This window comes from Ramlibacter sp., from assembly GCF_035706265.1.
Classification (GTDB): domain Bacteria; phylum Pseudomonadota; class Gammaproteobacteria; order Burkholderiales; family Burkholderiaceae_C; genus Ramlibacter.
In genome coordinates, this window is sequence record NZ_DASSVG010000010.1 from 1 (window position 1) to 26426 (window position 26426).

Here is a 26426-nt window from a genome sequence, read left to right on the forward strand (position 1 = left end):
GGGCGTCTCGATCCTCAGCTACGGCGGCAGCGTGCAGTTCGGCGTGATGGCCGACACGGCCCTGTGCCCCGAGCCGCAGCGCATCATCGACCAGTTCGAGCCCGAGTTCGCCAAGCTGTCGCTGGTCACGCTGATGCTGCCTTGGGGGGAGGGCGACTGAAGACCGAACGGCCGGACGCAGAGGACGCGAAAGATACGCAGAGGACGCAAAAGAGACAAAGAAGCCTTCGAAGGTTTCCTTTGCGTCCTTTGCGTACCCTTTGCGTCCTCTGCGTCCGGAAGTTGGCTGCTCACGCCTCCTGCTTCAGCCGCAGCGTCGTGAACTCCGCCTCGTAGTCCTTGGCCAGCTGCAGCTTCTGCTCCTCGGTGAGCACCTCGCCGGCCTGGGGGAAGAACTTCTGTTCTTCCTCGTCGAGGTGGTGCTCGATCTTGTCGCACAGCTTCTGGCAGCACTCCTGCCATTCGGCCGCGTGCGGGTCCACCTGTTCCAGGTGTTCCACCATTTCGTCCATGACGTGGTGTTCGGCGATCGCGTGGCGCGCCAGGTCCACCGACTGGTCGCACTGGAACAGCGGCACGTAGAAGCAGCGCTCCTCCGCCGTCTCGTGGGCGGCGAGTTCGGCCTTGAGTTCCTCGAACACGTGCTGCCGCTCCTCGGTGGCGGGCTTGCTGGCGAGCAGCCGCGCATAGAGTTCGCGCTGTGCGCGGTGGCTGACCAGCAGGGCCTGGAAGATGTTCATGCCGTCCATGGCGCGCATTGTTGCGCCGGGACCGCGGAAGACCTGTAGGCCTAGGCCGCCAGTTCGGCGCGTGCCAGTTCCACGTCCAGCCACTCCTCGGCGTCCAGCGGCTGCATGGCGGCGGCGCGTTCGTACAGCGCGGTGGCTTCCTTCAGCTTCGCGTCGCCTTCGAGCATGACCAGGCCGTTCGCATACTGGATCAACGCGATCGGCGCCTCGGGGTAGAGGCGCAGCGCTTCCTGGAACATCTTCAGCCCGGTCTCCTTCTTCGCGCCGTAGGTCATGCCGCCGATCAGGCTGCCGACCTTGTCGATCACTTCGGCGTGGAAGGTGCCCAGCGCGATGTGCGCGTCGGCGTGCCGCGGCTCCAGCCGGATGGTGCGCTCCAGCGCCTCCTTGACGCGGCTGCCCAGGCCCTGGGCCAGCGCCTTGGCCACGCTGATGCCCTGGCTGTAGCGCCCGAGGGCATAGGCCTGCCAGTACCACGCGGCCGGGAGCTCGGGATGCGCCGCCGCCTGCAGCTGCGCCCGGTGCGCCGCTTCCTGGAACAGGGCGAGGCGAACCTTTTCCTTCTTCTCCAGGTAGTTGGCGTAGATGCAGGCAGCCTTGTTGGCCACCGTGATGCCGGCCTCGCCCGCGGCGAGCCCCGCCTCGTAGGCGCGCCGGAACTCACCGTTGTGGTACAGCACCCAGGCGCGCAGCACCCTCGCATCCGTGGGCAGCGGCGCGGCGTCTCCCGCGTGCAGGCGGTGCCACTGCCTTTCCACGCCGGCTTCGTCGTACTGGTATTCGCCCAGGTGCGGGAAGGCCGTCCACTCGGACATCGGTGTCTCCCGTTGCCTGCGTTCAGCCTCCCGGTGCGGCGCCGGCCTCGTAAGCCCCGGCCAGTTCCAGCAGGTGGGCCCGCTGCGCAGGTTCCAGATAGGGTACCAGCAGATGGAGCACGTGGTGCGCTCCGCGCAGCAGCGCCTGCTGCGCGCCTTCCGGCTCGAGCGCGCGCCGCGGGTCGCGCACGTACTCGTAACTCAGCCAGTAGGTCAGCACCACCACCATGCTGGTCGCCGTGGCTTCCACCTGGCGCGAATCGATCGCGATCGCGCCGCTGTGGCTCATGCCATCGAGCATGGCGCGGATCGCGCGGGTCTTGTTCTTCAGGACGGTCTGGAATTCGGTCTCCAGGCGACGATTGCGCGAGAGCAGGTCGTTCAGGTCCCGGTACAGGAAGCGGTATTGCCAGATCAGCTCGAACAGCGTGTGCAGGAAGAACCAGGCGTCCTCCACGTCGCGCACGCCACCGGCGGCATTCAGCAGTTCGCCGAGCGCCTTCTCGTAGCGGTCGAAGAGCGAGTTGATCAACTCGTCCTTCGCCGGGTAGTGGTAGTAGAGGTTGCCCGGGCTGATGTTCAGCTCGGAAGAGATCAGCGTGGTGGAGACGTTCGGCTCGCCGAAGCGGTTGAACAGGTCGAGCGTCACCTCCAGGATGCGTTCGGCCGTGCGCCGCGGCGGTTTTTTCGGCATGGTTTCAGGCGCTTTGCAATGTGGAATCGAGTTCGTCCAGCACGCCGCGCAGGCGATCGAGCGCGGTGGCGAGCCGGCGCGAGGGCGGCAGCGCCACCAGGTGGCGTCCTGGCTCGTTCAAGATGTCGGTGCGCAGCGTGATGCCGTGGCGTGCGAGCGTGGCCGAGAGCGCAGGCGCGCGGGCGCGCAGCCAGGCGCGCGTGCGCCGGTAGGCATGCTCCGCGAGCACGCGCCGCTGCGCGTAGCCGAAAGGGTGGGCCTGCTGCAGCACCGCGTCGTCGGCCTCGGGCTCCAGCAGCACGATGTCGGTGTCCGGATAGGCCCGGGCGTAATGCCGCATGCCCAGCGCCAGGCGCGAGTGGATCATGGTGCGGATCGCCTGGCCCAGCAGCGAGGGCAGGCCGCCGGCTGCCGTGCCGGGCAGGGCGAAGGGCACCAGCGGATTGAGGCACAGGACCAGGTCCATCCCCGCTTCCAGCGCCACCGAGGCATGCAGCGTCTTGGTGAGCGCCCCGTCGACGAAGAAGCGGCCGTCGATCTCCACCGGCGGGAACAGGCCGGGCAGGGCGCAGGTGGCCTGCACGGCGCGCGAGATCGGCACGTGGTCCCAGCCCGGGCTGCCGAAGGCGACGGCCCGGCCCTGGTCCACTTCGGTAGCCACCAGCGTCAGGCGGCCGGCGAGGGCGCGGAAATCGTTGCTGCGGCCCGGGCGCGCGAACACGCGGGCGAGCCGGCGGTCGATCTCGGCGGAGGAGAAGAGCCCGGCCGGCAGGGCCGCGGCGAGCGGCTCCAGCGCATGCAGCAGTGGCTCGCGCCGCACGCCGGCGCGCCACGCGCTGGCCGCGGCCAGCCAGGGCAGGCGGGCGGCGCGGCGGAGATATTCGCCCCAGGCGGGCTCGGTGAGCCAGGCCGGATCGAACACGTCCTGCGCGTCGCCGCGGTTCTCGATGAAGCCGGCGCACATCGCGCGCGGCGCGATGCCGTTGGCGAGGCCCGCCGCGATGAAGCCGCCGGCCGACACGCCCACGTAGTGGTCCAGGCGCGTGAACTCCACGCCTTCGAGCGCCTCGGCCAGCGCGCAGAGGGCGCCGATCTCCCAGATCGCGCCCAGCGGGCCGCCGCCGGCGAGCGCCAGCGCGATGCGCGGCGCCCTCCGAGGCGCCTGGCGAGGCGCCCCGCGGGGCGCCAGCCGCCCCGTCACTCGGCTGCGGCCTTGCGGCCCGGCGCGCGCTTGCGTGCGGCCTTCGCCACCGGCCGCTTCACCGGCTCGCTGCGTGCCGCCGTCTTGCGCGCCGCCCGGCGTGCCGCCACCTGGCCGCCGCCGAGGCTTGCCACGGCGCGATTCAACTCCTCGATGCGCGCCGTCAGTTCGTCGATCTCGCGCGCGGTCGGCACGCCCAGCTTCTTGAGGGCGCGCGAGACGCGCTCCTCGAAGATGTTCTCCAGCTTGTCCCACTGGCCCGAAGCCTTGTTGGACAGGTCGGTGGCCATCGAGGCCATGCGGGCGGTGGCGTCCGTCAGCTTCTCGCCGGCGGCCGCCTGCGTGCGCTTCTGGATGGTGAGCCCTTCCTTCACCAGGGCCTGGAACACCTTGCCGCCCTCCGCCTGCGCCTTGGAGAACGCGCCCAGGCCCGCCAGCCAGATCTGCTGCGCGGATTCCTTGACCGTGCCGGCCAGATCGGCCGCTTCGCCCGTCGCCGAGCCTTCTTCCTCGCTGGTTTTCTTCAGCTTGGTGACCATGGGACCTCCTGGGTTGTGGAATCGTCACTTGACACTGTAGGGCCAGGCTGGCGGGAGTTGTAGAGGGCCGCGTCCAGAATGCGCGGGTCTCAGCGCCCGGCCGGCGACTCGGGTTGGAGGAAGCGTACGACGCGGGCGGGGGATCCGACCACGAGGGCATGGTCGGGGACGTCCCGGGTCACCACTGCGCCAGCGGCCACCATCGCGCCGGCGCCGATCGTGAGCCCGGGCAGGATGATGGCGCCGGCGCCGATCGACGCACCTTGCCTGACCCGGGTGACGGGGAAGTTCTCCGGGTAGACCTGCGAGCGGGGCATCCTGTCGTTCGTGAACGTGGCGTTCGGACCGACGAAGACGTTGTCCTCCAGGCGCAGCCCGTCCCACAGGTAGTTGCCGCACTTGACGGTGACGTTGTCGCCGACGATCACGTCGTTCTCGACGAAGCAGTGGGCGTTGATGTTGCAGTTCCGGCCGATTTGGGCCTTGGCGAGCACGACCACGAACTGCCAGATTCGCGTGCCGCTGCCGATGTCGGACGACTGCACGTCGGACAGGGGGTGGCAGTAGTAGTCCTTCTCTTGCGCCTTGCTGATCATGCGGGGAATGGTACGCTTCCCGGCATTGCGCATCCCGCGGCTCCAGGTTCGGCCACAGAGGAGGATCCATGCACTACTTCGTGACGGGCGCGACCGGCTTCATCGGCAAGCGGCTGGTGAAGAAGCTGCTGCAGCGCAAGGACGCGGTGGTCCACTTCCTGATCCGGCGCGAGAGCGAAGGCAAGGTGGAGGCGCTGCGCGAGTGGTGGGGGGCGGACGCCGCGCACGCCGTGCCCGTGTTCGGCGACCTCACGCAGAAGAACCTGGCCGTCTCGGCGCAGGAGGCGCAGCGCCTGCAGGGCGAGGTGCGGCACTTCTACCATCTCGCCGCCGTTTACGACCTCGAGGCGGACGCCGAAAGCCAGCTGCAGGTGAACGTGGAGGGCACGCGCAACGTGCTGGCGTTCGCGCAGGCTATCGGCGCCGGCCACTTCCACCACGTCTCCTCGATCGCCGCCGCCGGCCTCTACGAAGGCGTGTTCCGCGAGGACATGTTCGAGGAGGCGGAGAACGTCGACCATCCGTACTTCCTGACCAAGCACGAGAGCGAGAAGATCGTGCGCACGGAGGCGAAGCTGCCCTGGACGGTCTACCGGCCGGCGATGGTGGTCGGCGACAGCCGCAGCGGCGAGATGGACAAGGTCGACGGGCCCTACTACTTCTTCAAGCTGATCCAGCGCATGCGGCAGCTGCTGCCGCCATGGATGCCCTCCATCGGACTGGAGGGCGGCCGCATCAACATCGTGCCGGTGGATTACGTGGTGGACGCACTGGCGCACATCAGCCACCAGGAGGCAATCGAGGGCCGCTGCTTCCATCTCGTCGACCCGCACGGCTACCGCGTGGGCGACGTGCTGGACATCTTCAGCCGCGCCGCGCATGCACCGCGCATCGGCCTGTTCGTGAACGCGGCGCTGCTCGGGTTCATCCCGCGCTCGGTCAAGAAAAGCCTGCTGGCGATCGCGCCCGTGCGGCGCATCCGGCGGGCCGTGATGAAGGACCTGGGGCTGCCCGAGGACATCCTGGAGTTCGTCAACTATCCGACCCGCTTCGACGACCGCGAGACGCGCGCCCTGCTCAAGGGCACCGGCATCGCCTGCCCCGACCTGAAGGACTATGCGTGGCGCCTGTGGGACTACTGGGAGCGCCACCTCGACCCGGAACTGCACATCGACCGGACGCTGCGCGGCACGGTGGCCGGCAAGGTGGTGCTGGTCACCGGCGGCTCCTCCGGCATCGGCCTCGCCGCGGCCCACAAGTTCGCCGAAGCGGGCGCCACCACCATCATCTGCGGGCGCGACCAGGACAAGCTGGACGAAGCCTGCAGGGCCGCCGAGGCCCGCGGCCATCAATTCGTTGCCTATCCGGCGGATCTCTCCGACATGGCGGATTGCGACCGCCTGGTGCAGCTGTTGCTGGAGCAGCACGGCGGCGTCGACTTCCTGGTGAACAACGCCGGGCGCTCGATCCGGCGCGCGATCGAGGCGAGCTACGAGCGCTTCCACGACTTCGAGCGCACCATGCAGCTCAATTACTTCGGCGCGCTGCGCATCACCCTGGGCCTGCTGCCCTCGATGGCGGCGCGGCGCAGCGGCCACGTGGTGAACATCAGCTCGATCGGCGTGCTGACCAACGCACCGCGCTTCTCCGCCTACGTGGCTTCGAAGGCCGCCCTGGACGCGTGGACGCGCTGCGCCGCGAGCGAGTACCAGGACCAGGGCGTCACCTTCACCACCATCAACATGCCGCTGGTGCGCACCCCCATGATCGCGCCCACGCGGATCTACAACAACGTGCCCACCTTGTCGCCCGAGGAGGCGGCCGACCTGGTCGTGCAGGCCTGCGTGGAGAAGCCGGTGCGCATCGCCACCCGCCTGGGTGTATTCGGCGAGGTCCTGCATGCGCTGCTGCCGCGGGTGGCGCAGGTGGGCATGAACACCACGTTCCGGATGTTCCCGGATTCGGCCGCCGCCACGGGCGGCAAGGAGGCCGGCAAGGCGCAGCTGTCCCCGGAGGCCATCGCGCTGCAGCAGATGCTGCGGGGGATTCACTTCTAATTGCAGCGCTTGCTGCGGCGGATTCACTTCTGGTTGCATGCTGACGGCGCTGCAAGGGGCCGCCGGATTGCGGGTGCCATAATCGCCGACTTTCTCGGGGCGCCTGCGCGTCCCCCGCCCTGGGGAGGGTTCGTTCATGATTCTCGTGACGGGAGGGGCCGGCTTCATCGGCTCGAATTTCGTTCTGGACTGGGTCGCCGCGACCGGCGAGCCGGTGCTCAATCTCGACAAGCTCACCTACGCCGGCAACCTGGAGAACCTGCAGTCGCTCCAGGGCGACGAGCGCCACCAGTTCGTGCAGGGCGACATCGGCGATGCAGCCCTGGTGGAATCGCTGCTCGCGCGGCACCGCCCGCGCGCCGTGCTGAACTTCGCCGCCGAATCGCACGTGGACCGCTCCATCCACGCCCCCGGCACCTTCATCGAGACCAACGTGGTCGGCACCTTCCGCCTGCTGGAGGCCGTGCGGGCCTACTGGGGCGGCCTGCAGGGCGCCGAGCGTGATCGCTTCCGCTTCCTGCACGTTTCCACCGACGAGGTCTATGGATCGCTGGGTCCCGGCGATCCCGCCTTCACGGAGCAGAACCGCTACGAGCCGAACAGCCCTTATTCGGCCAGCAAGGCGGCCAGCGACCACCTGGTGCGGGCCTACCACCACACCTACGGCCTGCCGGTGCTCACCACCAACTGCTCGAACAATTACGGGCCCTTCCACTTCCCCGAGAAGCTGATCCCGCTGATGATCGTCAACGCGCTGGCGGGCAAGCCGCTGCCGGTGTACGGCGACGGCCAGCAGATCCGCGACTGGCTCTATGTCGGCGACCACTGCAGCGCGATCCGGCGCGTGCTGGAAGCCGGGCGCGTGGGCGAGACCTACAACGTGGGCGGCTGGAACGAGAAGGCCAACCTGGACGTGGTGCGCAGCGTCTGCGCGCTGCTGGACGAACTCCAGCCGCGCGCCGGCGGCGGCAGCTACGGCGAGCAGATCACCTTCGTGAAGGACCGTCCCGGACACGACCGCCGCTATGCGATCGATGCGCGCAAGCTGGAACGCGAGCTGGGCTGGAAGCCCGCGGAGACCTTCGAGACCGGGCTGCGCAAGACCGTGCAGTGGTACCTGGCCCACGGCGACTGGGTCAAGCACGTGCAAAGCGGCGCCTACCGCGAGTGGATCGCCACGCAGTACGCGCAGGCGGCCTGAGCCCGTGAAGATCCTGCTGTTCGGCGCCAATGGGCAGGTGGGCTGGGAGCTGCGGCGCAGCCTCGCGCCGCTGGGCGAGCTGATCGCGCTCGGCTCCGCCGGCGAGGAGGGCCTGGCCGGGAATTTCCTGGACCCGCAGGCCGTCGCCGCCACGGTGGAAAAGGTGCGTCCGACCGTCGTCGTCAACGCCGCCGCCTACACCGCCGTGGACAGGGCGGAGAGCGAGCCGGACGCGGCGCGCATGGTCAATGCACTGACCCCGGAGGCGATCGCCCAGTCCGCGCGGCGCATCGGCGCCCCCGTCGTCCACTATTCGACCGACTACGTCTTCGACGGCAGTGGCGAGCAGCCCTGGCGCGAGGACGACGTCACCGGGCCCCTGAGCGTCTACGGCCGCACCAAGCTGGAAGGCGAGCAGCGCATCGCGGCCGCCCAGCCGCAGCACTTGATCCTGCGCACCAGCTGGGTCTATGCAGCGCGGGGCGGGAATTTCGCCAAGACCATGGTGCGGCTCGCTCGCGAGCGCGAGCGCCTGACGGTGATCGACGACCAGTTCGGCGCGCCGACGGGGGCCGAGCTGCTGGCGGACGTGACCGCGCACGCGATTCCCGCATTGCTGCGCGATCCCGCGCTGGCCGGCATCTACCACGTGGCCGCCGAGGGCGTCACCACGTGGAATGGGTACGCGCGCTTCGTCGTCGACCAGGCACGGCAGCTGGGCGAATCGCTCAAGGCGGGGCCAGCGGACGTGGCGCCGGTGCCGACCTCCGCTTTTCCGACGCCCGCCCGGCGACCGCATAATTCGAGGCTCGACACCGGGAGATTCCGCAGGGCCTTCGGCCTGGCGCTGCCCCCGTGGGAACGCGGCGTGGCCCGCATGCTTCAAGAAATCCTGGAACGGTCATGACCCGACGCAAAGGCATCATCCTCGCCGGCGGCTCCGGCACGCGGCTGCATCCTGCAACCATCGCGGTCAGCAAGCAGCTGCTGCCGGTCTACGACAAGCCGATGGTGTACTACCCCCTCAGCACCCTGATGCTGGCGGGCATCCGCGACATCCTCGTGATCAGCACGCCGCAGGACACGCCGCGCTTCCAGCAGCTGCTGGCCGACGGCCGCCAGTGGGGCCTGAACATCCAGTACGCCGTGCAACCCAGCCCCGACGGACTGGCGCAGGCGTTCATCATCGGCGACACGTTCGTGGGCAACGACCCGAGCGCACTGGTGCTGGGCGACAACATCTTCTACGGCCACAATCTGCAACCGCTGATGCAGTCGGCGGACGCGCAGCCAGGCGGCGCCACGGTCTTCGCCTACCACGTGCAGGACCCGGAGCGCTATGGCGTGGTGGCCTTCGATGCGAAGGGGCGCGCCACCAGCATCGAGGAGAAGCCGGCGCAGCCGAAGAGCCACTATGCGGTGACGGGCCTGTACTTCTACGACAACCAGGTGGTCGACATCGCCAAGGCGGTGAAGCCCAGTGCGCGCGGCGAACTGGAGATCACCGCCGTGAACCAGGCGTACCTGGAACAGGGGCAGCTGTCGGTCCAGATCATGCAGCGCGGCTACGCTTGGCTCGACACCGGCACCCACGAGAGCCTGCTGGAGGCGAGCCAGTTCATCGCAACGCTGGAGCATCGCCAGGGCCTGAAGATCGCGTGCCCCGAGGAGATCGCGTGGCGGGCGGGCTTCATCGACGACGGGCGACTGGAACGCCTGGCGGAGCCGCTGAAGAAGAACGGCTACGGGAAGTACCTGCTGCATGTGCTGCGGGAAGGAAAGAAGGCCGGATGAAGGTCACACCGACGTCGATTCCCGAGGTGCTGGTGCTGGAGCCGAAAGTCTTCGGCGACGCGCGCGGCTTCTTCATGGAGAGCTTCAATCGCCGGGTGTTCCGCGAGGCGACGGGCATCGATGCCGAATTCGTGCAGGACAACCATTCCCGCAGCGCGAAGGGCGTCTTGCGCGGGCTGCACTACCAACTGGGGAACCCGCAGGGCAAGCTCGTGTGGGTGGTCCGTGGGGCCGTGTTCGACGTCGCGGTCGACCTGCGCCGCTCGTCCCCGACTTTCGGGCAATGGGTGGGCGCCGAACTGAGCGAGGAGAACCGGCAACAGCTCTGGATTCCGCCCGGATTCGCCCACGGATTCCAGGCGCTCTCCGACTTCGCCGACGTGCAGTACAAGGTCACGGACTATTACGCCCCCGCGGAGGAGCGCTGCCTGGCCTGGGACAGCCCCGAACTGGGCATCGTCTGGCCGGTGCAGCCCCCCCTCCTGTCCGAAAAGGACCGGCACGGCCTCTCGTTCTCGCAGGCCGAGACCTACCAATGAGCGAGTCCGTGTCGATGGCGATCCGCTCCCGTGCGGCAGAAGCGGTGGCGCGCAATGTCCGCGAGTCCCACCAGTACCGCGAAGTCCTTTGGCAGCTGGTGCACCAGTTCCTGACGCTGCGCTATCGCCGCACGCTCCTGGGTTACCTGTGGACGCTGATCAACCCCGTCCTGATGATGGTGGTGACGGCCGTGGTGTTCGCCACGCTGTTCAAGCTCGACTTCGCTTCCTACCTGGTGTTCCTGTTCGCCGGCATGGTGCCGTGGAACTTCTTCAGCATGTGCACGACGCAGTCGTGCACGGCCTTCATCCACAACGAGGGGCTGATCAAGAAGATCTACCTGCCCAAGGTGATCTTCCCGCTCAGCATGTCGCTCGGGATGGCGATCGACAGCCTGCTGTCGCTGGTGGCATTGTTCCTGGTGATCCTGCCCTTCGGAGCGCAGTTCACGCCGGCACTGCTGGTGCTGCCGCTGGCCTACCTGCTGCTCTTCCTGTTCACGTTCGGCGTCTCGCTGGTGATGTCGGTTGCCACGGTGTTCTTCCGGGACCTCCAGTACGTGGTCGGCGTGCTGATGCAGGCGTGGTTCTTCCTCACGCCCGTGATGTACCGGCACGAAGCCCTCACCGGCAAGGTCGCGTGGGTCGTCGCGCTCAATCCGATGGTCTCCTTCATCGAGCTGTTCCGGGCGCCGATCGTGCAGGGGCAGCTGCCGTCCTTGCGTGCCGTCGCGGTGGCCGCGGGGGTCGCCCTGGTGTCGCTGGCCCTCGGGTTCTGGACCCTCGTCGCGCAGGAAAAGAAGATCGTCTTCAGGCTCTAGGCTCAGCATGTCCTGCATTTCCGTCGACGACCTGTCGATCAAGTTCCGCCTCTACCACGACCGTTCGCCTTCGCTGAAGGACTACGTCGCCGGCATGTTCCGTGCGGCCAAGCCGACTTCCGTCACCGACTTCTGGGCGATCAGCCATGTCTCGTTCCGGATCGGCGCCGGCGAGCGGGTCGGCATCGTGGGCCACAACGGCGCGGGCAAGAGCACCCTGCTGAAGGCCCTGTGCCGGATCTACGAGCCGACCTCGGGGTCCGTGCAGGTGCAAGGGCGCATCGCACCGCTGCTGGAAATCGGCGCCGGCTTCCATCCCGAATTCGCCGGCCGCGAGAACATCTACCTGAACGGAGCCATCCTCGGTTACAGCAAGGCGCAACTGCGGGCGATCGAACACGAGATCATCGCTTTTGCCGATCTCGAGGAATTCATCGATACGCCGGTCAAATACTATTCGACGGGCATGTACCTGCGCCTGGCCTTCTCGCTGGCAACCTCGGTTCAGCCCGAGATCCTGATCCTCGACGAGATGTTCGCCGGCGGCGACGCCAATTTCGTGCAGAAGGCCACCGCACGCATGCACAAGGTGATCGAAGGGGCGAAAATCCTGGTCGTGGTGTCGCACGACCTCGATCTGCTCGAACGCACCTGCACGCGCGTGATCTGGATGGATCACGGTCGCATCAAGCACGACGGGCCGGCGAAAGAGGTCGTCCAGCTCTACCGCAGTTCCACCGCGACGCGACCGGTTGCAGCATGAGCGGCCCGGGATTTTCACTTGCCGAGTTCTACCGCAGGCGCCTCAAGCGCATTGCGCTGGTGCGCAAGCCGAAGGAGGCGCTCTGGTTCGCCTTCTGGTACACGCGCTGGCATGTTGTCCGTCCGCTGGCGCGGGCCGTGGTGCCGCACCGGCTGCTCCGAAGCTACCACGCGGTGCGGGGCCTGCGCTGGCGCTCGCTCGCAAGGATCTGGAGCGACCGGCCGCTGCCGATGGTGCAGTATTCGGCTGCGGCGCTCCCGGGCCAGGCAGGTGTCCGCAGGATCTTCCCGGCCGCCACGGTCCGCAGCGAGCGGCCGGACGTGCATCCCCCGTCGCTGCGCAGCCTGGTCGCCTCCCGGCCGGAGTCGTACACGTTCCCCGACGTGAGCTTGCACCGGTGGCGCAGCGCGGAAGTCGTCGCCAAGAGCAACATGATCGTCGTGGGCGGCCGCGTCGTGCACCACGACCTGTACCGCTTCACCAGCGACTACACCTCGGAGGAACTGCATGGCAGGATGCGCATCCTGCCGGCCCGGCACGCGGTGCGCCGCCTCGAGGAGCCGAACGTCCGCGTTCACCTGGCGCACGCAGCGGCGTTCACCGACTCCTGTTCCGCGAATTACGCGCACTGGCTGACGGAAGTGCTGCCCCGGCTGCACGCCTACGCCTGCGCAGGCCTGCCGGAGGACGCGACCATCCTGCTGGACGCCGGCCTGCACGCCAACCTGCTTGCGTCCGCGGAGCTGGTCCTGGGGAAGGGCGCGCGTTTCCACATGCTCGAGCCCGGCACGGCCGCAACGGTCGACCTGCTGGACGTCGTGAGTCCGGGCGGGTACATCCCCTTCGACCGCCGCGGCGAGGCGCAGCCGGGCGACAGCCATGGCGTGTTCAGCCCGCCCACCCTGAGGTCCATGCGTGACAGGCTCTCCGCCCTTCTCGGCGAAGGCCCGGGCGGCACGCCCGCGAAGGTGCTGATCCGGCGCAAGTCGGGCAACCGCGCGCTCGTGAACGAGGACGCACTCGAGGAGCGCCTGGCTCCGCTCGGCTTCGTGCCGGTCTATCCCGAGCGCCTGAGCTTTGCCGAGCAGTTCCACTTGTTCTCCAATGTGGAGACCGTGGTCGGCGCCACGGGCGCGGCCATGGCCAACCTGATCTTCTGCCGTCCTTCGGCCCGCATCGTGATCTGCCTGTCGGCACTGCCGCACCACATCTACGGTTACTGGCAGAACATGGCGCAGGCCGTAGGCTGCCGGGTGAAGTACGTGCTCGGCCCCGTGGCCGGTGCCAAGGGCGCCGGCATCCATGCCGATTTTTCCGTGGACGTGAACGACGTCCTCGCGGCCGTGCAGACGCACGGGCCGAACGCCAGCAAGGAAGCGCCATGGCACTCAGCGACTGCCGACTGATCGACCTGCCCCGCATTCAGGACCCGCGCGGGAACCTGACATTCATCGAGGTCTCGCGGCACATCCCCTTCGACGTCAAGCGCGTCTACTACCTCTACGACGTGCCGGGCGGCGCGGAGCGGGGCGCACACGGTCATCGCGAGCTGCAGCAGCTGGTGGTCGCGATGTCGGGCTCGTTCGACATCCACATCGACGACGGACGGGAGAAGCGGGTGTTCCACATGAACCGCAGCTACTTCGGCCTGTACATCTGCCCGATGATCTGGCGCGAGCTCACCAACTTCTCGTCGGGCGCGGTGTGCATGGTGCTCGCCTCGGACTACTACAAGGAATCGGACTATTACCGCGACTATTCGGACTTCATGCGGGACGTCCACGGAGGAACCAGATAGATGGCAGTGCCTTTCCTGAATCTCGGCCGGCTGAACGGCCAGATCCGCCCGGCGCTCGACGCGGCCTACCGACGGGTGATGGACTCGGGCTGGTACATCACCGGCCCGGAGCTCACGGCGTTCGAATCCGAATTTGCCGCCTATTGCGGTGTGGAGCACTGCGTGGGCGTGGGCAACGGCCTCGACGCGCTCGCGCTGCTGCTGCGCGCCCACGGCATCGGCCCCGGCGACGAGGTGCTGGTGCCGTCGAACACGTTCATCGCCACCTGGCTCGCCGTGAGCCAGTGCGGCGCCACGCCGGTGCCGGTGGAGCCGGACGCCGCCACGCACAACATCGATGCCCGCCGGGCCGCGGAAGCCATCACGCCGCGCACGCGGGCCATCATGCCGGTGCACCTGTATGGCCAGGCGGCCGACATGGACCCCTTGATGGACCTCGCCCGGGCCCACGGGCTGGTCGTCATCGAGGACGCCGCGCAGGCCCAGGGCGCCGAATACCGGGGGCGCCGGGCCGGCAGCCTGGGCCACGCCGCGGGCACCAGCTTCTATCCAGGCAAGAACCTGGGTGCGCTCGGCGACGGCGGCGCCGTCCTGACGAATGACGCGGCCATCGCGGCCCGGGTGCGCCTCCTGCGCAACTACGGCTCGAAGGTGAAGTACGAGCACGAAGCTGCCGGCATGAATTCGCGGCTGGATGAACTCCAGGCGGCTTTCCTGCGCGAGAAGCTCAAGTGCCTGGACGAGTGGAACATCCGCCGGCGCGAAGTTGCCAAGCAGTATGGCGAGGGCTTGCGCGGGCTGCCCTTGCAGCTGCCGGTGGTACCGGAGTGGGCCCTGCCGGTGTGGCACCTGTACGTCGTCGCCACGTCGCGACGCGATGCGCTGCAACGCTTCCTGGGCGAGCGCGGGATCGGCACGATGGTCCACTACCCGAAACCCCCGCACCTGCAGGACTGCTATCCGGCGTACCGGGGCCACGAGCTCCCGATCGCGACGCGTCTCGCCGGCGAAGTGCTGAGCCTGCCCATGTCGCCCGACCTGACCGGGCCCGAGGTAGGGGAGGTGATCGACGCCGTGCGCGCCTTCTTCCAGGGCACCTACTGAGCAGGGCCCCGGGTAGCGCCGGGCCCCCCGAGCCGCGCTGCCCTGCGGGCGGGGCATGCTGCGGGCCTGCCTGCGAAGCCTGTGCTGGCACACTCGTACAAGATCCCATGGCAATTTCCGATCGACTCCCACCATCGATGACGTTTGCGTTCGTGGTCCACGAACCGATGATGCTCGACCACTATGCGGGAGTGTGGCGAGCGCTGGGGCGCTCGCGCTTCGCCATCGTCCTGACCGAGCATTTCCACCTCGATGACAAAGGCGCGGAGAAGGAAGGCGTGGCGGCCTTCCTGCAGCACGTGGAGCGCGAAGGGTATGAGCTCCTGGATGTCAAGGACGTGATCCGGCGTGGGATCGCTTTCCCCAATGTCGTGACGAACCACGTCATCTCGGGGTGGACGGCCGCGCGCAAGCCGGTCTCGCCGGAAGACGAGGCGAAGAAGCGGCGCAACGGCCGCCTGGCGGCGGTCGGGCGTCCCCACCAATGGGACTTCGAGGTCGACATCGACACCTACCTTCCACTGCAGATCGGCCGCCGGCAGATCAGGTACATGTACGGGGCGGACCTCAGCGATGCCTGGAGCCTGCAGCCCTGGAACGAGATCTACGACATCTTCCTGTGCCACGGCGTCAATGACCAGAAGATCGTTTCGCAGCGCTTCGCGGGGACGACCTTCATCATGGGCTACCCGCGGTACGACGAATACTTCCGGCCAGACCTCGACACGTCTGCCGTGCGGCAGGAGTTCGGCCTCGTCCAGGGCAGGAAGACACTGTTGTGGATGCCGACGCTGGGGGGCACGGGTTCTTCCATTCCGCTTTTCGCGCAGTCGCTCGCCGCGCTGCGCGGCGAGTTCAACCTGGTTGTCCGGCCCCATCCCCTTTCGTTCGTGCAGGAGCCGCAGTTCATCGAGGAACTCGACCGGCTCGGCTTCGCGGTCGATCGGAACGCGACGCGCAACATGAACCAGCTGTTCAAGGCGGCGGACCTCGTCCTGGCGGACTACGGCGGGACACCGTTCTCGGCGATCTTCATCGGCAAGCCCCTCGTCTTCCTGGACGTGCCCGGCGGCGACGAACTGCCGATGAACGCCGGCTCCACGGTCCTGGAACTGAAGCGGCGCCTGCCGGTCATTGCACCCGGCGAAGTGGACAGGCTCGCGTCGATGCTGCGGGCGGAGTCCTTCTGGGCCGAAATCGGGCGCTCGGTCGACGCGTTGTTCGACACCTACTTCGGCGGCACGCGTGGCGGCGGCGCCGCGCGCGTCGCCGACTATTTCGAGCGCATCGACGAGGCGACAGGCGCTCACTCGCGGGAGGCAGAAACTTGAAGGAAGGCGGACTGATCTGGGTGACGGGCTTTTCCGGTGCGGGAAAGACGACCGTGGCGAAGATCGTGAGCGAGAAGCTGCGCGACCTGGGGGTTGCGGTCTTGCTGCTCGACGGCGATGACCTGAGGAGCATCCTGGGCGAAAGGTTCGGCCATGACCTGGACGAGCGACGGAAGCTGGCGTACGTCTACTCCAGGCTGTGCCGGAAGATCTGCGGGGACGGCATCACGGTCGTGATCGCCACCATTGCGATGTTCGAGTCCGTGCGGTCGGAGAACCGCGCGGCCAATCCCCTCTATTTCGAGGCCTACCTGGACGTGCCGCTGCAGATCCGCGCCGAGCGCGACCCCAAGGGCATCTACCGTGCGGCCCGCAAGACCGGAGACGTTTCCACTGCCGGCGCAGGCCAGGAGGAGCCGCGGCACCCCGACATCGTGATCAGGAACTTCGATCCGGTCACGCCGGAAGCCGCAGCGGCCCAGATCCTGGAGCGGTACCTGCGCAAACTCGAGATCGCGGGCCAGATCGCCGCTCCCGCGCCCGCATCGCCATCGAGCGAGAACCGTGCGGGGTATTGGGACTCCTACTACGGAAAGAGGCGGGCACCGATCCATCCTTCCGCGTTCGCGCTCTTCTGCGAGGCGAATTTCTTCGGCACGCATTCACGGGTGCTGGAGTTCGGTTGCGGCAACGGCAGGGATGCCTTCCATTTCTCCAAGCGGCACCGGGTGACCGCGATCGACCGGTCGGCCGTGGCCATCGAGGCCAACCGGCGCCGGGCCGCGGACGAGGGCATCCTGAGCATCGACTTCATCCAGGGCACTTTCGGCGACGCCATCCCGGGCCTGCCCGAGGCCGTCGATGCCGTGTACGGCCGCTTCGTGCTGCACGCCATGACCGAAGAGGAGGAAGTGCGCGCGCTGAAGTGCGCGGCCCGGCTACTGCCCCCGGGAGGCCGTCTGCTGCTCGAATTCAGGACGGACAAGGACCGGCTGATGAACGAAGGCGTGGCGGTCGGAGCCAACGAACGCGTGACGGACCACTACCGGCGCTTCATCAATTTCGACCAGTTCTGCCGGGGTCTCGAGCGCTTCGGCTTCTCGATCGACTTCCGCCTGGAGCGCGACGGCCTGGCCAAGTACGGGGACGACGATCCCACCGTCGGTCGCGTCATCGCGACCAGGACCGCGTGAGCGCGCGCACGATGAAGCCCGACTTGCCGCCGATGGCACAGGGCCCCATGGCGGCGGGCACTTCGGGCGGCGGCGAGCGCGGCCGCATCGCGGCCTTGCTGGACCAGGGCCGCATCGACGCGGCGCTGCGCGCCATCGAAAGCCTCGTGGAAGAGGTGTTCTGCGAACCGCTCAACACCGCGGAAATCTTTGGCGACGCCTTCCTCGACGCAGCCTGCCAGCGTGCCGGAGCGATGAGCCTCGCCTCCTCGGGCGCGGTGCATGCGGGGCCCGGCGAACGGGTTCCCCTGGTCTTCATCGCCAGCCGCCTGGATCCGTCGGGGGGGCACACGGCGGTGCTGGCCGACATCGCGCGGCTTGCGGGCATGCCGGCGCGCATCCTGCTCACGGGTGTGGCGGGGTCAACCGATCCGGCGCGACTCGCCCACCGGTTTGGCCGGATGCCGGACCTCGCCTTCGAGCACGCTCCACGGGGCAGTCGCCTGGCCCGCCTGCAGTGGCTGCAAGGGCGCCTGCGCGAACTGCGGCCGCAAGTGGTGTGGCTGGTGAACCACCACCAGGACAGCGTCGCGGTGGCGGCGGTGCAACCGCGGCAGGGCTACGCCTTGAAGTACCTGCACCACGGCGACCACCATCTCTGCCTGGGCGTGCACCTTCCTTTCGGCGAGCACTACGACCCGCATGCGATGGGATGGCACAACTGCCGCGAGGTGCTGGGCAAGTCCGACAACCGCTACCTGCCCATGGCCGTGGCCCCCCCTTCCGCAACGGCCGCCCCCGTGCAGCGCAGCGGCCCGCTCGTCACGTGCACAGCCGCCGGCCACAACAAGATCGAGCACGACTACTGGCCCGCTTACGCCGATGTGGTCGCCGCGTTGCTGGCACGAACCGGAGGTGGCCACGTCCACATCGGTCGGTTGAGCCTGATGTACCGGTGGCGCATCCGGCGTGCGCTGGCGCGCGAGGGGGTGGCGCCGCAGGCGTTCCGTTTCATTCCCCATGTCCCCAACCTGGCCGAGGCGCTGCTGCGCGAAAGGGTGGACCTGTACCTCTCGTCCTTCCCGTATCCCGGCGCGCGCACCCTGGTGGAGGCGATGGCCGCGGGCGTGCCGGTGGCGCTGCACGACCACGCATCCAGCCGCTTCCTCGGGGCCCTGGACATGGCGCCGGAAGGGGCCTGCGTCTGGTCCCGGCCGGAGGAACTGCTGGGTTTCGTGGCATCGGTGGATCGCGCGGCGCTGGGGCGGCTCGGTGCACAGGCCAGGCGGCACTACGACCGCCATCACGCCCCCGGGCTGATGGCGGCGGCGCTGGCGCCGGGCGCCGCGCCTCTCGAGGCCCCGCCGGCGAGGTTTCCGCACCGGGACGATGTGCTGGCGCAGGCGGTCTACCGGGCAAGGCAGTTCTCCCTGGTGGGCCTCCTGCGGCGCAGGGCGCTGCGCGCGGCCCGCTTCCTGAAATCCAGACTTTCATGACCTTGGCAAGAGTGCGAATCCTTGAGGACAGTGGGGCGACGCCACTCGGCGCGCGCCGAACGGGCAGCCTTGGCGCCCTGCGCGTCTTCGGCATCTACTTCCTGGCCGTAGGGCTGCTGGGGCTCCTGAGTGTCCATCTCACTCCGGCCCTCGGGTGGCTGATGCCGCCGGCGGAGCTCGCCGCCAAGGCTGGCTACAGCGATCCGTCATCCTTTCTCCAGGGCGCCTCCGAAATCGCCCGCCATGGATGGTTCCAGCCTGAGAACGTCTGGCTCATTCGACTGTGGCCACCCGGTTTCATGGTGCTCGAGGCCGGCGTGTTGCGCCTGTTCGGCGAGACGGCCCCGCTCCTGCTGCCACTGCTCGCCCTGAGCGCTCTGGCCTGTGCCGGCTGGATGCTGCTGCTGCGCGAGGTGCTGCTGCCGGTCACCCCCGACTGGGTCGCGACCGCGGCCCCGGCGCTGCCCTTCCTGTTTCCACTGACGCCATTCTTCCTCCTCAGTCCGCTCGGCCTGCTGTTCGGCGAGACCTTCGCGATCTCCTTCTTCTTCATCGGCTTCCTGCTGGCATTGCTCGCAGGTCGGCAGCGTTCCTGGAGGCTGGCCGTGGGCTCGGGCATCGCGTTGGCCCTGTCTGCGTACATGCGCTCGCAATTCGAGCTGATCGTGCAGTCCTTGACGGCGGTCGCGTTGCTGCTCGCCGTGGTGGCGGCGGCGGGCGCGCTGTTGCGGCGCCGCCTGCGGATGGACGCGCGCACCGTCGCCATCCTGCTGCTGGCCGTGATCGTCGCGCAGGGGGCCATGCTGCCGTGGCGCTATCACAACTACCGCGACAGCGGCAAGGGCACGTGGGTCCACACCTCCGGTCTGATCGCGCGCAATTCGCTGATGCGCGAGCAGGACCTGTTGGCCATTGGCGGCGCGTTCGTGGTCCAGGGCGGCGGCCACCTCGCCTGCAAGCTGGAACCCTCCTACTGCGGTTCGCCGGACCGGACCTTGTTCCTTCGCGCGTTCCTGCGCCATCCCGGCGAGTGGCTGCTCGAGAAGGCGAGGCTGATCCCCGCCTACTGGCTCGCACCGCCCGCGCCGACCTCGATGTCGGACCTCAGGGATCAGCCCAGCGGCCCGCAGGCGCTCGCGAACATCCTCTTCTTCGCCTGCTTCCTGGCCGCGTGGGGATGTCTCTGGAAAGTCCGGCGCAGGCCGGAATTCATCGTGCATGCCTGGATGCTCTTCTCCCTTTCCGGGTGCCTGTTCGCGGTCTACACCCTCGCTCACTTCGAGGCGCGTTACTTCTACCTGCCGAAGATCTTCTCGGTGGTGGAACTGGTGATGCTGGTTGCGCTCCTGCGTGCAGGCGGCGCGCGCGGAGTTGACGCGACTTCCGCCGTCCGGCCATGATGGAAAATTCCGCCGCGGGGACGGCGTTCACACGGCCCGCCGACCTCGCGTACCGCTGCCTGCCGCCCACGGAGCTCCCATGATCATTGGTTCCGGCTTGCTGGCCCGGGCCTTCGAGCCAGAGTTCGGTCGATCCCGGACCATCTGCATCTACTCGGCCGGCGTCTCCAATTCCGCCTGCGAGGATCCGGGGGAGTTCGAGCGCGAACACCAGCGGCTGGCCGAGGCGCTGCAGAGCACTCGCGACTACGAGGCCTTCGTGTATTTCGGGACGTGCAGCGTCATGGATCCGGAAGCGGTCCACACGCGCTACGTGCAGCACAAGCTGCGCATGGAGCAGTACGTGTCCGCGCATCCGCGCCACCTGATCCTGCGCCTGCCGCAGGTGGTGGGCCGCACGCCCAATCCGCACACGCTGCTGAATTTCCTCTACGCGCGCATTTCTCGCAGCGAGGCGTTCCGCGTCTGGCGCCACGCGCGCCGCAACATCATCGACGTACGCGACGTGGCGGCGGTCGGTGCCGAGTTGATCCGCCACTCCGACCTGCGCCGCGCGACGGTGAACGTGGCGAACAGCCGCAGCTACGCCGTCACCGAAATCGTCGCCGCGCTCGAGAGGGCGGTCGGCAAGAGCGCCGTCTACGAGGTGGTGGACCGCGGTTCCAGTTACGAAATCGACATCACCCGCGCTCGCCCGTTTCTGGAGCGGGCCGGCGTGCTGTTCGACGACGGCTATCTCCAACGCATAGTCGATGAATACTATGGGAAGCAGTAAGAGCAGTTGCAGGCTGTCGATCGTCGTTCCGGTCTATCGGAGCGCGGCGATCCTCCCCGAACTCGTCCGGCAGGTCCACGCCGCGATGGCGGACGAGGGTTGGGCAAGCGAGTTCGAACTGCTCCTGGTCAACGATTGCAGCCCCGACGACAGCTGGGCGGCCATCCGGACGCTGGCACACGCCCACCCCTTCGTGCGCGGGATCAGCCTGCGTCGCAACGCCGGCCAGCACAACGCCATCATGGCCGGACTGCGGAACGTCCGGGGGCGCTACGTCGTCGTCATGGACGACGATCTGCAGCACCCTCCCTCCGAGGTGGCCGACCTGATCCGCGCGCTGGAGTCCGGCTTCGACGTGTGCTACACGCGGTACCGCAACCGGCAGCACGCAGTGTGGAAGCAGCTGGGAAGCCGGTTCAACGACTGGGTTGCGACGCTGCTGCTGTCGAAGCCGAAGAACCTGTACCTGTCGTCGTTCAAGGCGATGCGCCGGGAGATCGCGGACGAAGTGGTGAAGTACGATGGGCCCTACGCCTACGTGGATGGCCTGATTCTCGACGTGACGCAGTCGATCACCAGCATCGAGATCAACCATCAGGCGCGCTACGAGGGAGAGAGCAACTACAACCTGCGGCGCCTGGTTTCCCTGTGGATGAAGATGGCGACCAGCTTTTCCGTCTTCCCCCTGCGGGTCGCCATCTACCTCGGGTTCTCTCTCGGCATCCTGAGCGTGCTCATGGTTCTCTTCATCGTCGTCGCCAAGCTCGCGCACCCAGACTTTCCGGAGGGATGGGCCTCGCTCATCGCCACCGTGCTGCTGGTGGGGGGCATCCAGACGCTGTGCATCGGGATGGTGGGCGAATACCTCGGCCGGACGTACCTGAAGATCAACAACAAGCCCCAGTTCGTGATCGGCACCACGACGTGGGCCGAGGAAGAAGGCCATGAATAGCCGACCCGAGTTCGACGCCTACGCGCGCGACTACGACCGTGTCCTGGGGCAGACCATCCCCGAGGCTCTCAACGAGGACGAGCACTTTGCCGAGTACAAGGTCGCCCTGATGGCCGCGAAGCTGAAGGATGCCCGGCCCCGGCGCATCCTCGACTTCGGCTGCGGCGCCGGGCGCAGCCTCCCCTTCCTGGACAAGCACTTTCCGGACACGGAGTTGTGGGGCTACGACGTTTCGCCCGCCTCGCTCGAGGTGGCGGCCGCCCGCCTGCCGCGTGCAAGACTGTTCTCCGACTGGGCGAGCCTCGGCGACGACCGCTTCGACGCCATCATCGCGGCCAACGTGTACCACCACATTCCGCCGGCGCAACGCCTGTCCGAACTGGTGCGCTGCCGCGCCGCGCTGCGGCCCCAGGGCAGCTTCTTCCTGTTCGAGCACAATCCCCTGAACCCGGCCACTCGCTGGATCTTCGAGCGCTGCCCCTTCGACGCGGATGCCGAAATGTTCGGCCTCGGGACGGCGCGGCGCCTGTGCCGCGAGGCGGGCTTCGCTTCCGAGCGGCACGGCTACACCTTGTTCTTCCCAAGGCCGCTCGGTTTCCTGCGCGGACTTGAACGCTGGATGGGCTGGCTTCCCCTGGGTGCGCAGTACTATGTCCAGATGGCGCGCTGAAGCCGCGTACATCGGCCGCTACGTCGGCGCCGGTGGACTCAACACGCTCATCGGCTTCGGAGTCATCTTCCTGCTGCTGTGGTTGAACGCTTCGCCGTTCTGGGCGAACGTCAGCGGCTATGGCGTCGGCCTGGCGCTCGGTTTCTTCACGTCGAAGAAGCTGGTGTTCCGCAGCGAGGGGCACCTGACACGCGAGGGGATTCGGTACCTGTTCGCGTTTGCCGGGGCGTTCCTGCTGAACCTGCTCGTCCTGCAAGTACTCATCGGACCGTACGGCATGTCCGTCGTGCCTGCCCAGGTCGTTGCCTCGGGGAGCTACACCGTCGCGATGTATCTGCTGTCCCGGTACGTCGTGTTCCGGCCTCGAGCCGGGCGCCCGTGACCGAAGCGCGCCCGCCTACTCGCGGCGCGCGCTCTGCGACGCGGTTGCCGGCTGCCCGCTGACCGGCAGCGGCGCACTCGGCCCGCGGGCGAACACCAGCCGCCAGAACGGCGAGGAAGCCCACCACCGCAGCAAGCTCGCCCAATGCCACGCCAGGTGCTGCCAGTGGTGGTCGCTCGCGCGCTGCGCGTCATGCAGGATGCGGACGGCTTCGTTGACGGTGACGTCCCAGCCGGCGAGGCGCAGGCGGGCGCAGATGTCGGCGTCCTCCACGTACATGAAGAACTTCTCGTCGAAGCCGCCCACCCGCCCGTAGGCCGCGGAGCGGAACAGCATGAACATGCCGGCCACCCACTGGGGCTGGGCCCGATCGTTGTCGCGGCGGACCCAGCGGCCCATGATCTCGAAGGGCGTGAGGTGGCCGCGATGCGGCTCGGGCGCCGCCTTGCCAGGTTCCATCACGCGCGGCGCCACCACGCCGCTGGTGGGTGCGGCCTCGTCGAGGAGGGTGGCGATCGCCTCCGGTCCGATGCGCACGTCGGGGTTCAGCACCAGGAACCACGGCGACCCGCAGTGCCGGAAGGCCGCATTGTGGTTGGCCCCGAAGCCGCGCGGCTGCGCATTGTCGATGAACTCGAGCGGGAACGACAGCGCAAGGCCCGAAAGCACGTCGGCTTCCGGGACGTTGCGTGTGACGATCACCTTGTCGATGCGGGCGGCCGCCTTCTCCAGATCCAGCAGGATCTGCCGGACGTAGTGTCCGTGGCCATGGCTGACGACGGAGATGGTGACTCGAGCCGCTGGTGTGGTGTGGTGTGGTTCTGCCCTGCGCGCCATTCTGGGATGCGGCAGCCCGGAGGCCGCGCGAAAGCCGGAAGCGTACCGCAGTTCGAGCGACGGTCCACCACGGGTGTTGCCGGCGCGCCTCGTCACAAACGATGACTTACATCGGAAACAGCGCCGCGGGATGCCAAAATCGCCGCCTTTCAGGGAGGAAGTGAACGGGATGCTGATCCTGCTGGTCCTGTGCGGCGTCGTGTCCGCCGTCGCTTGTGGTTTGCTGCTCCGGTGGGGTCGGGAGGGCGCTCGCCGCTACGGAGCGGCCGTGCCCCAGCGGTTTCACGTCGGCGACATTCCGCGACTCGGCGGGGCAGCGATGTTCCTGGCCTGTGCCTTCGGCTGGGCATGGCTTCCGGTGGCGAGCGCGCTGGGCATCGCACACAACATCCCCTTCGATGCTTCCCTGGCGATGACCTGGTGCCTGGTGGCCCTGACCGGTGCCGCCTCCGGCGTCGTGGAGGACCTGACGCACCGCCTCGCGGCCAGCCTGCGCATGGTCAGCACCGCGCTCGCGGGTCTGCTCGCGCTGATCCTGTTCGGGTTGCTGGTGCCTCGCACCGGCATCGCGAGCCTCGATGCGTTCTGGCAGCACATGCCCTGGCTGCAGGTCGGGGTGGCGCTCCTGGTGATGACCGGCCTGCCGCACGCCTTCAACCTCATCGACGGCTACAACGGCTTGGCCGGCACCGTGGCGCTGATCTGCTGTGCAGCGTTGGCCCACGTGGCCCTGCAGCTGGGGGATCGGCAGGTGGCCGCCACCACGATCGTGCTGGCCGGCGCCAGCATCGGCTTCCTGGTCTGGAACTACCCCCACGGCCTGATCTTCGCCGGCGACGGCGGCGCCTATCTCTGGGGTCTGGTGCTGGGGATCAACGGTATCCAGCTCGTCCAGCGCCACCCCGAAGTCTCGCCCTGGTTCCCGATCCTGCTGCTGATCTACCCCATCTGGGAGGCGATCTTCTCGATCTACCGCAAGGTCGTCCGCGGGCAGTCGCCCAGCCTCGCGGACGCACTGCACTTCCACCAGCTGATCTACCGCCGCGTGGTGCGCGAGGTGTTCCACGACGACGCGACCCGGCGCGTCCTGATGCGCAACAACCGCACCTCGCCGTACCTGTGGGGCTTCACGCTGCTCACCGTGGTGCCGGCCGTCGTGTTCTGGCGCAACACGCCGGTGCTCGTGGGCTTTACCGTTCTTTTCATCGTCAGCTACCTGTGGGCCTACCACAGCATCGTGCGCTTCCGCATGCAGCGCTGGCTGCGCCGCGTGCGCAGCCTGTACCCGAGCTGACGGGGGGCTTGCGGCATGCGGCAAAATCGGGGGATCCCGAATTCCCCCGCCCATGAACGACGCCCCTTCCATCGCGCCGCGTGACAAGGCCGAAATCCTGGCCCAGGCGCTGCCCTACATCCGCAGGTTCCATGGCAAGACCATGGTGATCAAGTACGGCGGCAACGCCATGACGGACCCCGAGCTCCAGGCCGATTTCGCCGAGGACGTGGTGCTGCTCAAGCTGGTGGGTATCAACCCCGTGGTGGTCCACGGCGGCGGCCCGCAGATCGAGCAGGCGCTGAACCGCCTGGGCAAGAAGGGGCAGTTCATCCAGGGCATGCGCGTCACGGACGCCGAGACCATGGAAGTGGTCGAATGGGTGCTGGCGGGCGAGGTGCAGCAGGACATCGTGGGCTTCATCCACAAGGCCGGCGGCCAGGCCGTGGGCCTGACCGGGCGCGACGGCGGCCTGATCCGCGCGCGCAAGCTCAAGATGATGGACAACAAGGATCCCAGCATCGAGCACGACGTCGGCCAGGTCGGCGACATCGTGGAGATCTGCCCCGGCGTGGTGAAGGCCCTGCTGGAGGACAACTTCATTCCCGTCGTCAGCCCGATCGGCTTCGGCGAGGAGAACGAGAGCTACAACATCAACGCCGACGTGGTGGCGAGCAAGCTCGCGCAGACGCTGAACGCCGAGAAGCTGGTGCTGCTGACGAACACGCCCGGCGTCCTGGACAAGGCGGGCCAGCTGCTCACCGACCTGACGGCCACCGAGATCGACGCGCTGTTCGCCGACGGCACGATCTCCGGCGGCATGCTGCCCAAGATCAGCGGCGCGCTCGAGGCCGCGCATTCCGGCGTCAACGCCGTGCACATCATCGACGGCCGCGTCCCCCATGCCATGCTGCTGGAGATCCTGACCGACCAGGCCTACGGCACGATGATCCGTTCCAAATAGCGATGCGCCTGCTCCTGGTCGAAGACGATGTGATGGTCGCCAGCGGCATCAAGCTGGGACTGACGAACGCCGGTTACGCGGTGGACTGGGTGGGCAGCGGCGAGCGCGCGGAGGAGGTGCTGCGCACCGAGGTGTTCGATGCCGCCATCATCGACATCGGGCTGCCCAACATGGACGGCCTGGAACTCACCCGGCGCCTGCGCCGCCCCGAGATGGCGAGCCAGCACACGCCGGTGCTGATCCTCACCGCGCGCGACGCCTTGCACGACCGCGTGCAGGGCCTGGACCTCGGCGCCGACGACTACATGATCAAGCCCTTCGAGCTGCCGGAGCTGCTGGCGCGCCTGCGCGCCCTGCTGCGCCGCTCGCAGGCGGCCACGTCGGCGGTGCTCACCTTCGGGCCGATCGAGCTCGACACGGCCAACCGGCGCGCCAGCGCCCAGCGCAACGGCCAGGCGATCCCGATCGAGCTGGGCCCGCGCGAGTGGACGGTGATGGAGTAC

At 68.0% G+C, this 26426-nt stretch carries 29 protein-coding genes; 22 read left to right on the top strand and 7 right to left on the bottom strand.

What is annotated here, in order from left to right:
* Positions 1 to 160, top strand: a 160-nt coding sequence (locus tag VFM98_RS00330; RefSeq protein WP_325107920.1) for a WS/DGAT domain-containing protein, incomplete at its 5' end; no start/stop codon positions are given.
* 130 nt (positions 161 to 290) lie between these two features.
* Here VFM98_RS00330 and VFM98_RS00335 read toward each other — a convergent pair.
* The 6 genes from VFM98_RS00335 to VFM98_RS00360 all read right to left on the bottom strand — a co-directional run bounded on the left by VFM98_RS00335 (position 291) and on the right by VFM98_RS00360 (position 4594).
* Entirely contained in the window at positions 291 to 749 is a 459-nt protein-coding gene (locus VFM98_RS00335; protein ID WP_325107890.1) for a hemerythrin domain-containing protein, read from the bottom strand.
* Positions 750 to 790: 41 nt separating this feature from the next.
* Positions 791 to 1564: a hypothetical protein gene (locus VFM98_RS00340; RefSeq protein ID WP_325107891.1), complete on the bottom strand. Its 774-nt coding sequence runs from the start codon at positions 1562 to 1564 to the stop codon at positions 791 to 793.
* A gap of 22 nt (positions 1565 to 1586) precedes the next feature.
* A complete protein-coding gene (locus VFM98_RS00345) occupies positions 1587 to 2258 on the bottom strand; it encodes a TetR/AcrR family transcriptional regulator (protein WP_325107892.1) in 672 nt (223 codons plus the stop codon).
* Between the two features lie 4 nt (positions 2259 to 2262).
* The gene (locus tag VFM98_RS00350) at positions 2263 to 3459 is read right to left on the bottom strand and encodes a patatin-like phospholipase family protein (RefSeq protein ID WP_325107893.1); all 1197 of its coding nucleotides are present in this window, start codon (positions 3457 to 3459) and stop codon (positions 2263 to 2265) included.
* On the bottom strand, positions 3456 to 3998 hold the full coding sequence (locus VFM98_RS00355; protein ID WP_325107894.1) for a phasin family protein: 543 nt from the start codon (positions 3996 to 3998) through the stop codon (positions 3456 to 3458). Before VFM98_RS00355 ends, VFM98_RS00350 begins: the two co-directional genes overlap by 4 nt.
* An 89-nt stretch (positions 3999 to 4087) precedes the next feature.
* Complete coding sequence (locus VFM98_RS00360) at positions 4088 to 4594, bottom strand: acyltransferase (RefSeq protein ID WP_325107895.1); 507 nt, start codon at positions 4592 to 4594, stop codon at positions 4088 to 4090.
* A gap of 68 nt (positions 4595 to 4662) precedes the next feature.
* Here VFM98_RS00360 and VFM98_RS00365 point away from each other — a divergent pair, with 68 nt between their 5' ends.
* From VFM98_RS00365 to VFM98_RS00450, 18 genes are all read left to right on the top strand, one after another.
* Complete coding sequence (locus VFM98_RS00365; RefSeq protein WP_325107896.1) at positions 4663 to 6651, top strand: SDR family oxidoreductase; 1989 nt, start codon at positions 4663 to 4665, stop codon at positions 6649 to 6651.
* A 136-nt stretch (positions 6652 to 6787) separates the two neighbouring features.
* The gene (gene rfbB / locus VFM98_RS00370; protein ID WP_325107897.1) at positions 6788 to 7852 is read left to right on the top strand and encodes a dTDP-glucose 4,6-dehydratase; all 1065 of its coding nucleotides are present in this window, start codon (positions 6788 to 6790) and stop codon (positions 7850 to 7852) included.
* A gap of 4 nt (positions 7853 to 7856) precedes the next feature.
* Positions 7857 to 8759: a dTDP-4-dehydrorhamnose reductase gene (gene rfbD / locus VFM98_RS00375; protein WP_325107899.1), complete on the top strand. Its 903-nt coding sequence runs from the start codon at positions 7857 to 7859 to the stop codon at positions 8757 to 8759.
* Positions 8756 to 9646: a glucose-1-phosphate thymidylyltransferase RfbA gene (gene rfbA / locus VFM98_RS00380; RefSeq protein ID WP_325107900.1), complete on the top strand. Its 891-nt coding sequence runs from the start codon at positions 8756 to 8758 to the stop codon at positions 9644 to 9646. The genes rfbD and rfbA overlap by 4 nt, the downstream gene beginning before the upstream one ends.
* Positions 9643 to 10185 carry a dTDP-4-dehydrorhamnose 3,5-epimerase gene (gene rfbC, locus VFM98_RS00385; protein ID WP_325107901.1) on the top strand — a complete coding sequence of 181 codons (543 nt, stop codon included), beginning with the start codon at positions 9643 to 9645 and terminating at the stop codon, positions 10183 to 10185. Before rfbA ends, rfbC begins: the two co-directional genes overlap by 4 nt.
* On the top strand, positions 10182 to 11006 hold the full coding sequence (locus VFM98_RS00390) for an ABC transporter permease (protein ID WP_325107902.1): 825 nt from the start codon (positions 10182 to 10184) through the stop codon (positions 11004 to 11006). Before rfbC ends, VFM98_RS00390 begins: the two co-directional genes overlap by 4 nt.
* A 7-nt stretch (positions 11007 to 11013) precedes the next feature.
* Positions 11014 to 11769, top strand: coding sequence for an ABC transporter ATP-binding protein (locus VFM98_RS00395; protein WP_325107903.1), 756 nt, complete (start codon positions 11014 to 11016; stop codon positions 11767 to 11769).
* A 59-nt stretch (positions 11770 to 11828) separates the two neighbouring features.
* Positions 11829 to 13175, top strand: coding sequence for a glycosyltransferase family 61 protein (locus VFM98_RS00400; protein WP_325107904.1), 1347 nt, complete (start codon positions 11829 to 11831; stop codon positions 13173 to 13175).
* Complete coding sequence (locus VFM98_RS00405; protein WP_325107905.1) at positions 13151 to 13567, top strand: FdtA/QdtA family cupin domain-containing protein; 417 nt, start codon at positions 13151 to 13153, stop codon at positions 13565 to 13567. The genes VFM98_RS00400 and VFM98_RS00405 overlap by 25 nt, the downstream gene beginning before the upstream one ends.
* Entirely contained in the window at positions 13568 to 14671 is a 1104-nt protein-coding gene (locus tag VFM98_RS00410) for a DegT/DnrJ/EryC1/StrS family aminotransferase (protein WP_325107906.1), read from the top strand.
* 107 nt (positions 14672 to 14778) lie between these two features.
* The gene (locus tag VFM98_RS00415) at positions 14779 to 16002 is read left to right on the top strand and encodes a CDP-glycerol glycerophosphotransferase family protein (RefSeq protein WP_325107907.1); all 1224 of its coding nucleotides are present in this window, start codon (positions 14779 to 14781) and stop codon (positions 16000 to 16002) included.
* On the top strand, positions 15999 to 17195 hold the full coding sequence (locus VFM98_RS00420) for an adenylyl-sulfate kinase (RefSeq protein WP_325107908.1): 1197 nt from the start codon (positions 15999 to 16001) through the stop codon (positions 17193 to 17195). Before VFM98_RS00415 ends, VFM98_RS00420 begins: the two co-directional genes overlap by 4 nt.
* Positions 17192 to 18670, top strand: a complete 1479-nt coding sequence (locus tag VFM98_RS00425; RefSeq protein WP_325107909.1) for a hypothetical protein — start codon at positions 17192 to 17194, stop codon at positions 18668 to 18670. Before VFM98_RS00420 ends, VFM98_RS00425 begins: the two co-directional genes overlap by 4 nt.
* Positions 18667 to 20070: a hypothetical protein gene (locus VFM98_RS00430; protein ID WP_325107910.1), complete on the top strand. Its 1404-nt coding sequence runs from the start codon at positions 18667 to 18669 to the stop codon at positions 20068 to 20070. The genes VFM98_RS00425 and VFM98_RS00430 overlap by 4 nt, the downstream gene beginning before the upstream one ends.
* Positions 20071 to 20149: 79 nt before the next feature.
* Positions 20150 to 20845: an NAD-dependent dehydratase gene (locus VFM98_RS00435; protein WP_325107911.1), complete on the top strand. Its 696-nt coding sequence runs from the start codon at positions 20150 to 20152 to the stop codon at positions 20843 to 20845.
* A complete protein-coding gene (locus VFM98_RS00440; RefSeq protein WP_325107912.1) occupies positions 20832 to 21797 on the top strand; it encodes a glycosyltransferase family 2 protein in 966 nt (321 codons plus the stop codon). The genes VFM98_RS00435 and VFM98_RS00440 overlap by 14 nt, the downstream gene beginning before the upstream one ends.
* Positions 21790 to 22467 (top strand): class I SAM-dependent methyltransferase, encoded by a 678-nt coding sequence (locus VFM98_RS00445; protein ID WP_325107913.1) that lies wholly within the window; start codon positions 21790 to 21792, stop codon positions 22465 to 22467. Before VFM98_RS00440 ends, VFM98_RS00445 begins: the two co-directional genes overlap by 8 nt.
* Complete coding sequence (locus tag VFM98_RS00450; RefSeq protein WP_325107914.1) at positions 22448 to 22849, top strand: GtrA family protein; 402 nt, start codon at positions 22448 to 22450, stop codon at positions 22847 to 22849. Before VFM98_RS00445 ends, VFM98_RS00450 begins: the two co-directional genes overlap by 20 nt.
* A 15-nt stretch (positions 22850 to 22864) precedes the next feature.
* On the opposite strand, the gene VFM98_RS00455 is transcribed toward VFM98_RS00450, so the two are convergent.
* Positions 22865 to 23782, bottom strand: a complete 918-nt coding sequence (locus VFM98_RS00455) for a glycosyltransferase family 2 protein (RefSeq protein WP_325107915.1) — start codon at positions 23780 to 23782, stop codon at positions 22865 to 22867.
* A gap of 73 nt (positions 23783 to 23855) precedes the next feature.
* Between VFM98_RS00455 and VFM98_RS00460 the strand changes: the two genes are divergently transcribed.
* From VFM98_RS00460 to VFM98_RS00470, 3 genes are all read left to right on the top strand, one after another.
* Positions 23856 to 24980 carry a glycosyltransferase gene (locus tag VFM98_RS00460; protein ID WP_325107917.1) on the top strand — a complete coding sequence of 375 codons (1125 nt, stop codon included), beginning with the start codon at positions 23856 to 23858 and terminating at the stop codon, positions 24978 to 24980.
* Between the two features lie 52 nt (positions 24981 to 25032).
* Positions 25033 to 25923: an acetylglutamate kinase gene (gene argB, locus VFM98_RS00465; RefSeq protein WP_325107918.1), complete on the top strand. Its 891-nt coding sequence runs from the start codon at positions 25033 to 25035 to the stop codon at positions 25921 to 25923.
* Between the two features lie 2 nt (positions 25924 to 25925).
* Positions 25926 to 26426, top strand: a 501-nt coding sequence (locus VFM98_RS00470) for a response regulator (RefSeq protein WP_325107919.1), incomplete at its 3' end; no start/stop codon positions are given.

Excerpts from the sequence above, each read along its gene's own strand:
- VFM98_RS00335 (WP_325107890.1), bottom strand. The coding sequence starts at position 749 with ATGGACGGCATGAACATCTTCCAGGCCCTGCTGGTCAGCCACCGCGCA.
- VFM98_RS00340 (WP_325107891.1), bottom strand. The coding sequence starts at position 1,564 with ATGTCCGAGTGGACGGCCTTCCCGCACCTGGGCGAATACCAGTACGAC.
- VFM98_RS00345 (WP_325107892.1), bottom strand. The coding sequence starts at position 2,258 with ATGCCGAAAAAACCGCCGCGGCGCACGGCCGAACGCATCCTGGAGGTG.
- VFM98_RS00355 (WP_325107894.1), bottom strand. The coding sequence starts at position 3,998 with ATGGTCACCAAGCTGAAGAAAACCAGCGAGGAAGAAGGCTCGGCGACG.
- VFM98_RS00360 (WP_325107895.1), bottom strand. The coding sequence starts at position 4,594 with ATGATCAGCAAGGCGCAAGAGAAGGACTACTACTGCCACCCCCTGTCC.
- VFM98_RS00365 (WP_325107896.1), top strand. The coding sequence starts at position 4,663 with ATGCACTACTTCGTGACGGGCGCGACCGGCTTCATCGGCAAGCGGCTG.
- rfbB (WP_325107897.1), top strand. The coding sequence starts at position 6,788 with ATGATTCTCGTGACGGGAGGGGCCGGCTTCATCGGCTCGAATTTCGTT.
- rfbA (WP_325107900.1), top strand. The coding sequence starts at position 8,756 with ATGACCCGACGCAAAGGCATCATCCTCGCCGGCGGCTCCGGCACGCGG.
- rfbC (WP_325107901.1), top strand. The coding sequence starts at position 9,643 with ATGAAGGTCACACCGACGTCGATTCCCGAGGTGCTGGTGCTGGAGCCG.
- VFM98_RS00390 (WP_325107902.1), top strand. The coding sequence starts at position 10,182 with ATGAGCGAGTCCGTGTCGATGGCGATCCGCTCCCGTGCGGCAGAAGCG.
- VFM98_RS00395 (WP_325107903.1), top strand. The coding sequence starts at position 11,014 with ATGTCCTGCATTTCCGTCGACGACCTGTCGATCAAGTTCCGCCTCTAC.
- VFM98_RS00405 (WP_325107905.1), top strand. The coding sequence starts at position 13,151 with ATGGCACTCAGCGACTGCCGACTGATCGACCTGCCCCGCATTCAGGAC.
- VFM98_RS00410 (WP_325107906.1), top strand. The coding sequence starts at position 13,568 with ATGGCAGTGCCTTTCCTGAATCTCGGCCGGCTGAACGGCCAGATCCGC.
- VFM98_RS00415 (WP_325107907.1), top strand. The coding sequence starts at position 14,779 with ATGGCAATTTCCGATCGACTCCCACCATCGATGACGTTTGCGTTCGTG.
- VFM98_RS00430 (WP_325107910.1), top strand. The coding sequence starts at position 18,667 with ATGACCTTGGCAAGAGTGCGAATCCTTGAGGACAGTGGGGCGACGCCA.
- VFM98_RS00435 (WP_325107911.1), top strand. The coding sequence starts at position 20,150 with ATGATCATTGGTTCCGGCTTGCTGGCCCGGGCCTTCGAGCCAGAGTTC.
- VFM98_RS00440 (WP_325107912.1), top strand. The coding sequence starts at position 20,832 with ATGGGAAGCAGTAAGAGCAGTTGCAGGCTGTCGATCGTCGTTCCGGTC.
- VFM98_RS00445 (WP_325107913.1), top strand. The coding sequence starts at position 21,790 with ATGAATAGCCGACCCGAGTTCGACGCCTACGCGCGCGACTACGACCGT.
- VFM98_RS00450 (WP_325107914.1), top strand. The coding sequence starts at position 22,448 with ATGTCCAGATGGCGCGCTGAAGCCGCGTACATCGGCCGCTACGTCGGC.
- VFM98_RS00460 (WP_325107917.1), top strand. The coding sequence starts at position 23,856 with ATGCTGATCCTGCTGGTCCTGTGCGGCGTCGTGTCCGCCGTCGCTTGT.
- argB (WP_325107918.1), top strand. The coding sequence starts at position 25,033 with ATGAACGACGCCCCTTCCATCGCGCCGCGTGACAAGGCCGAAATCCTG.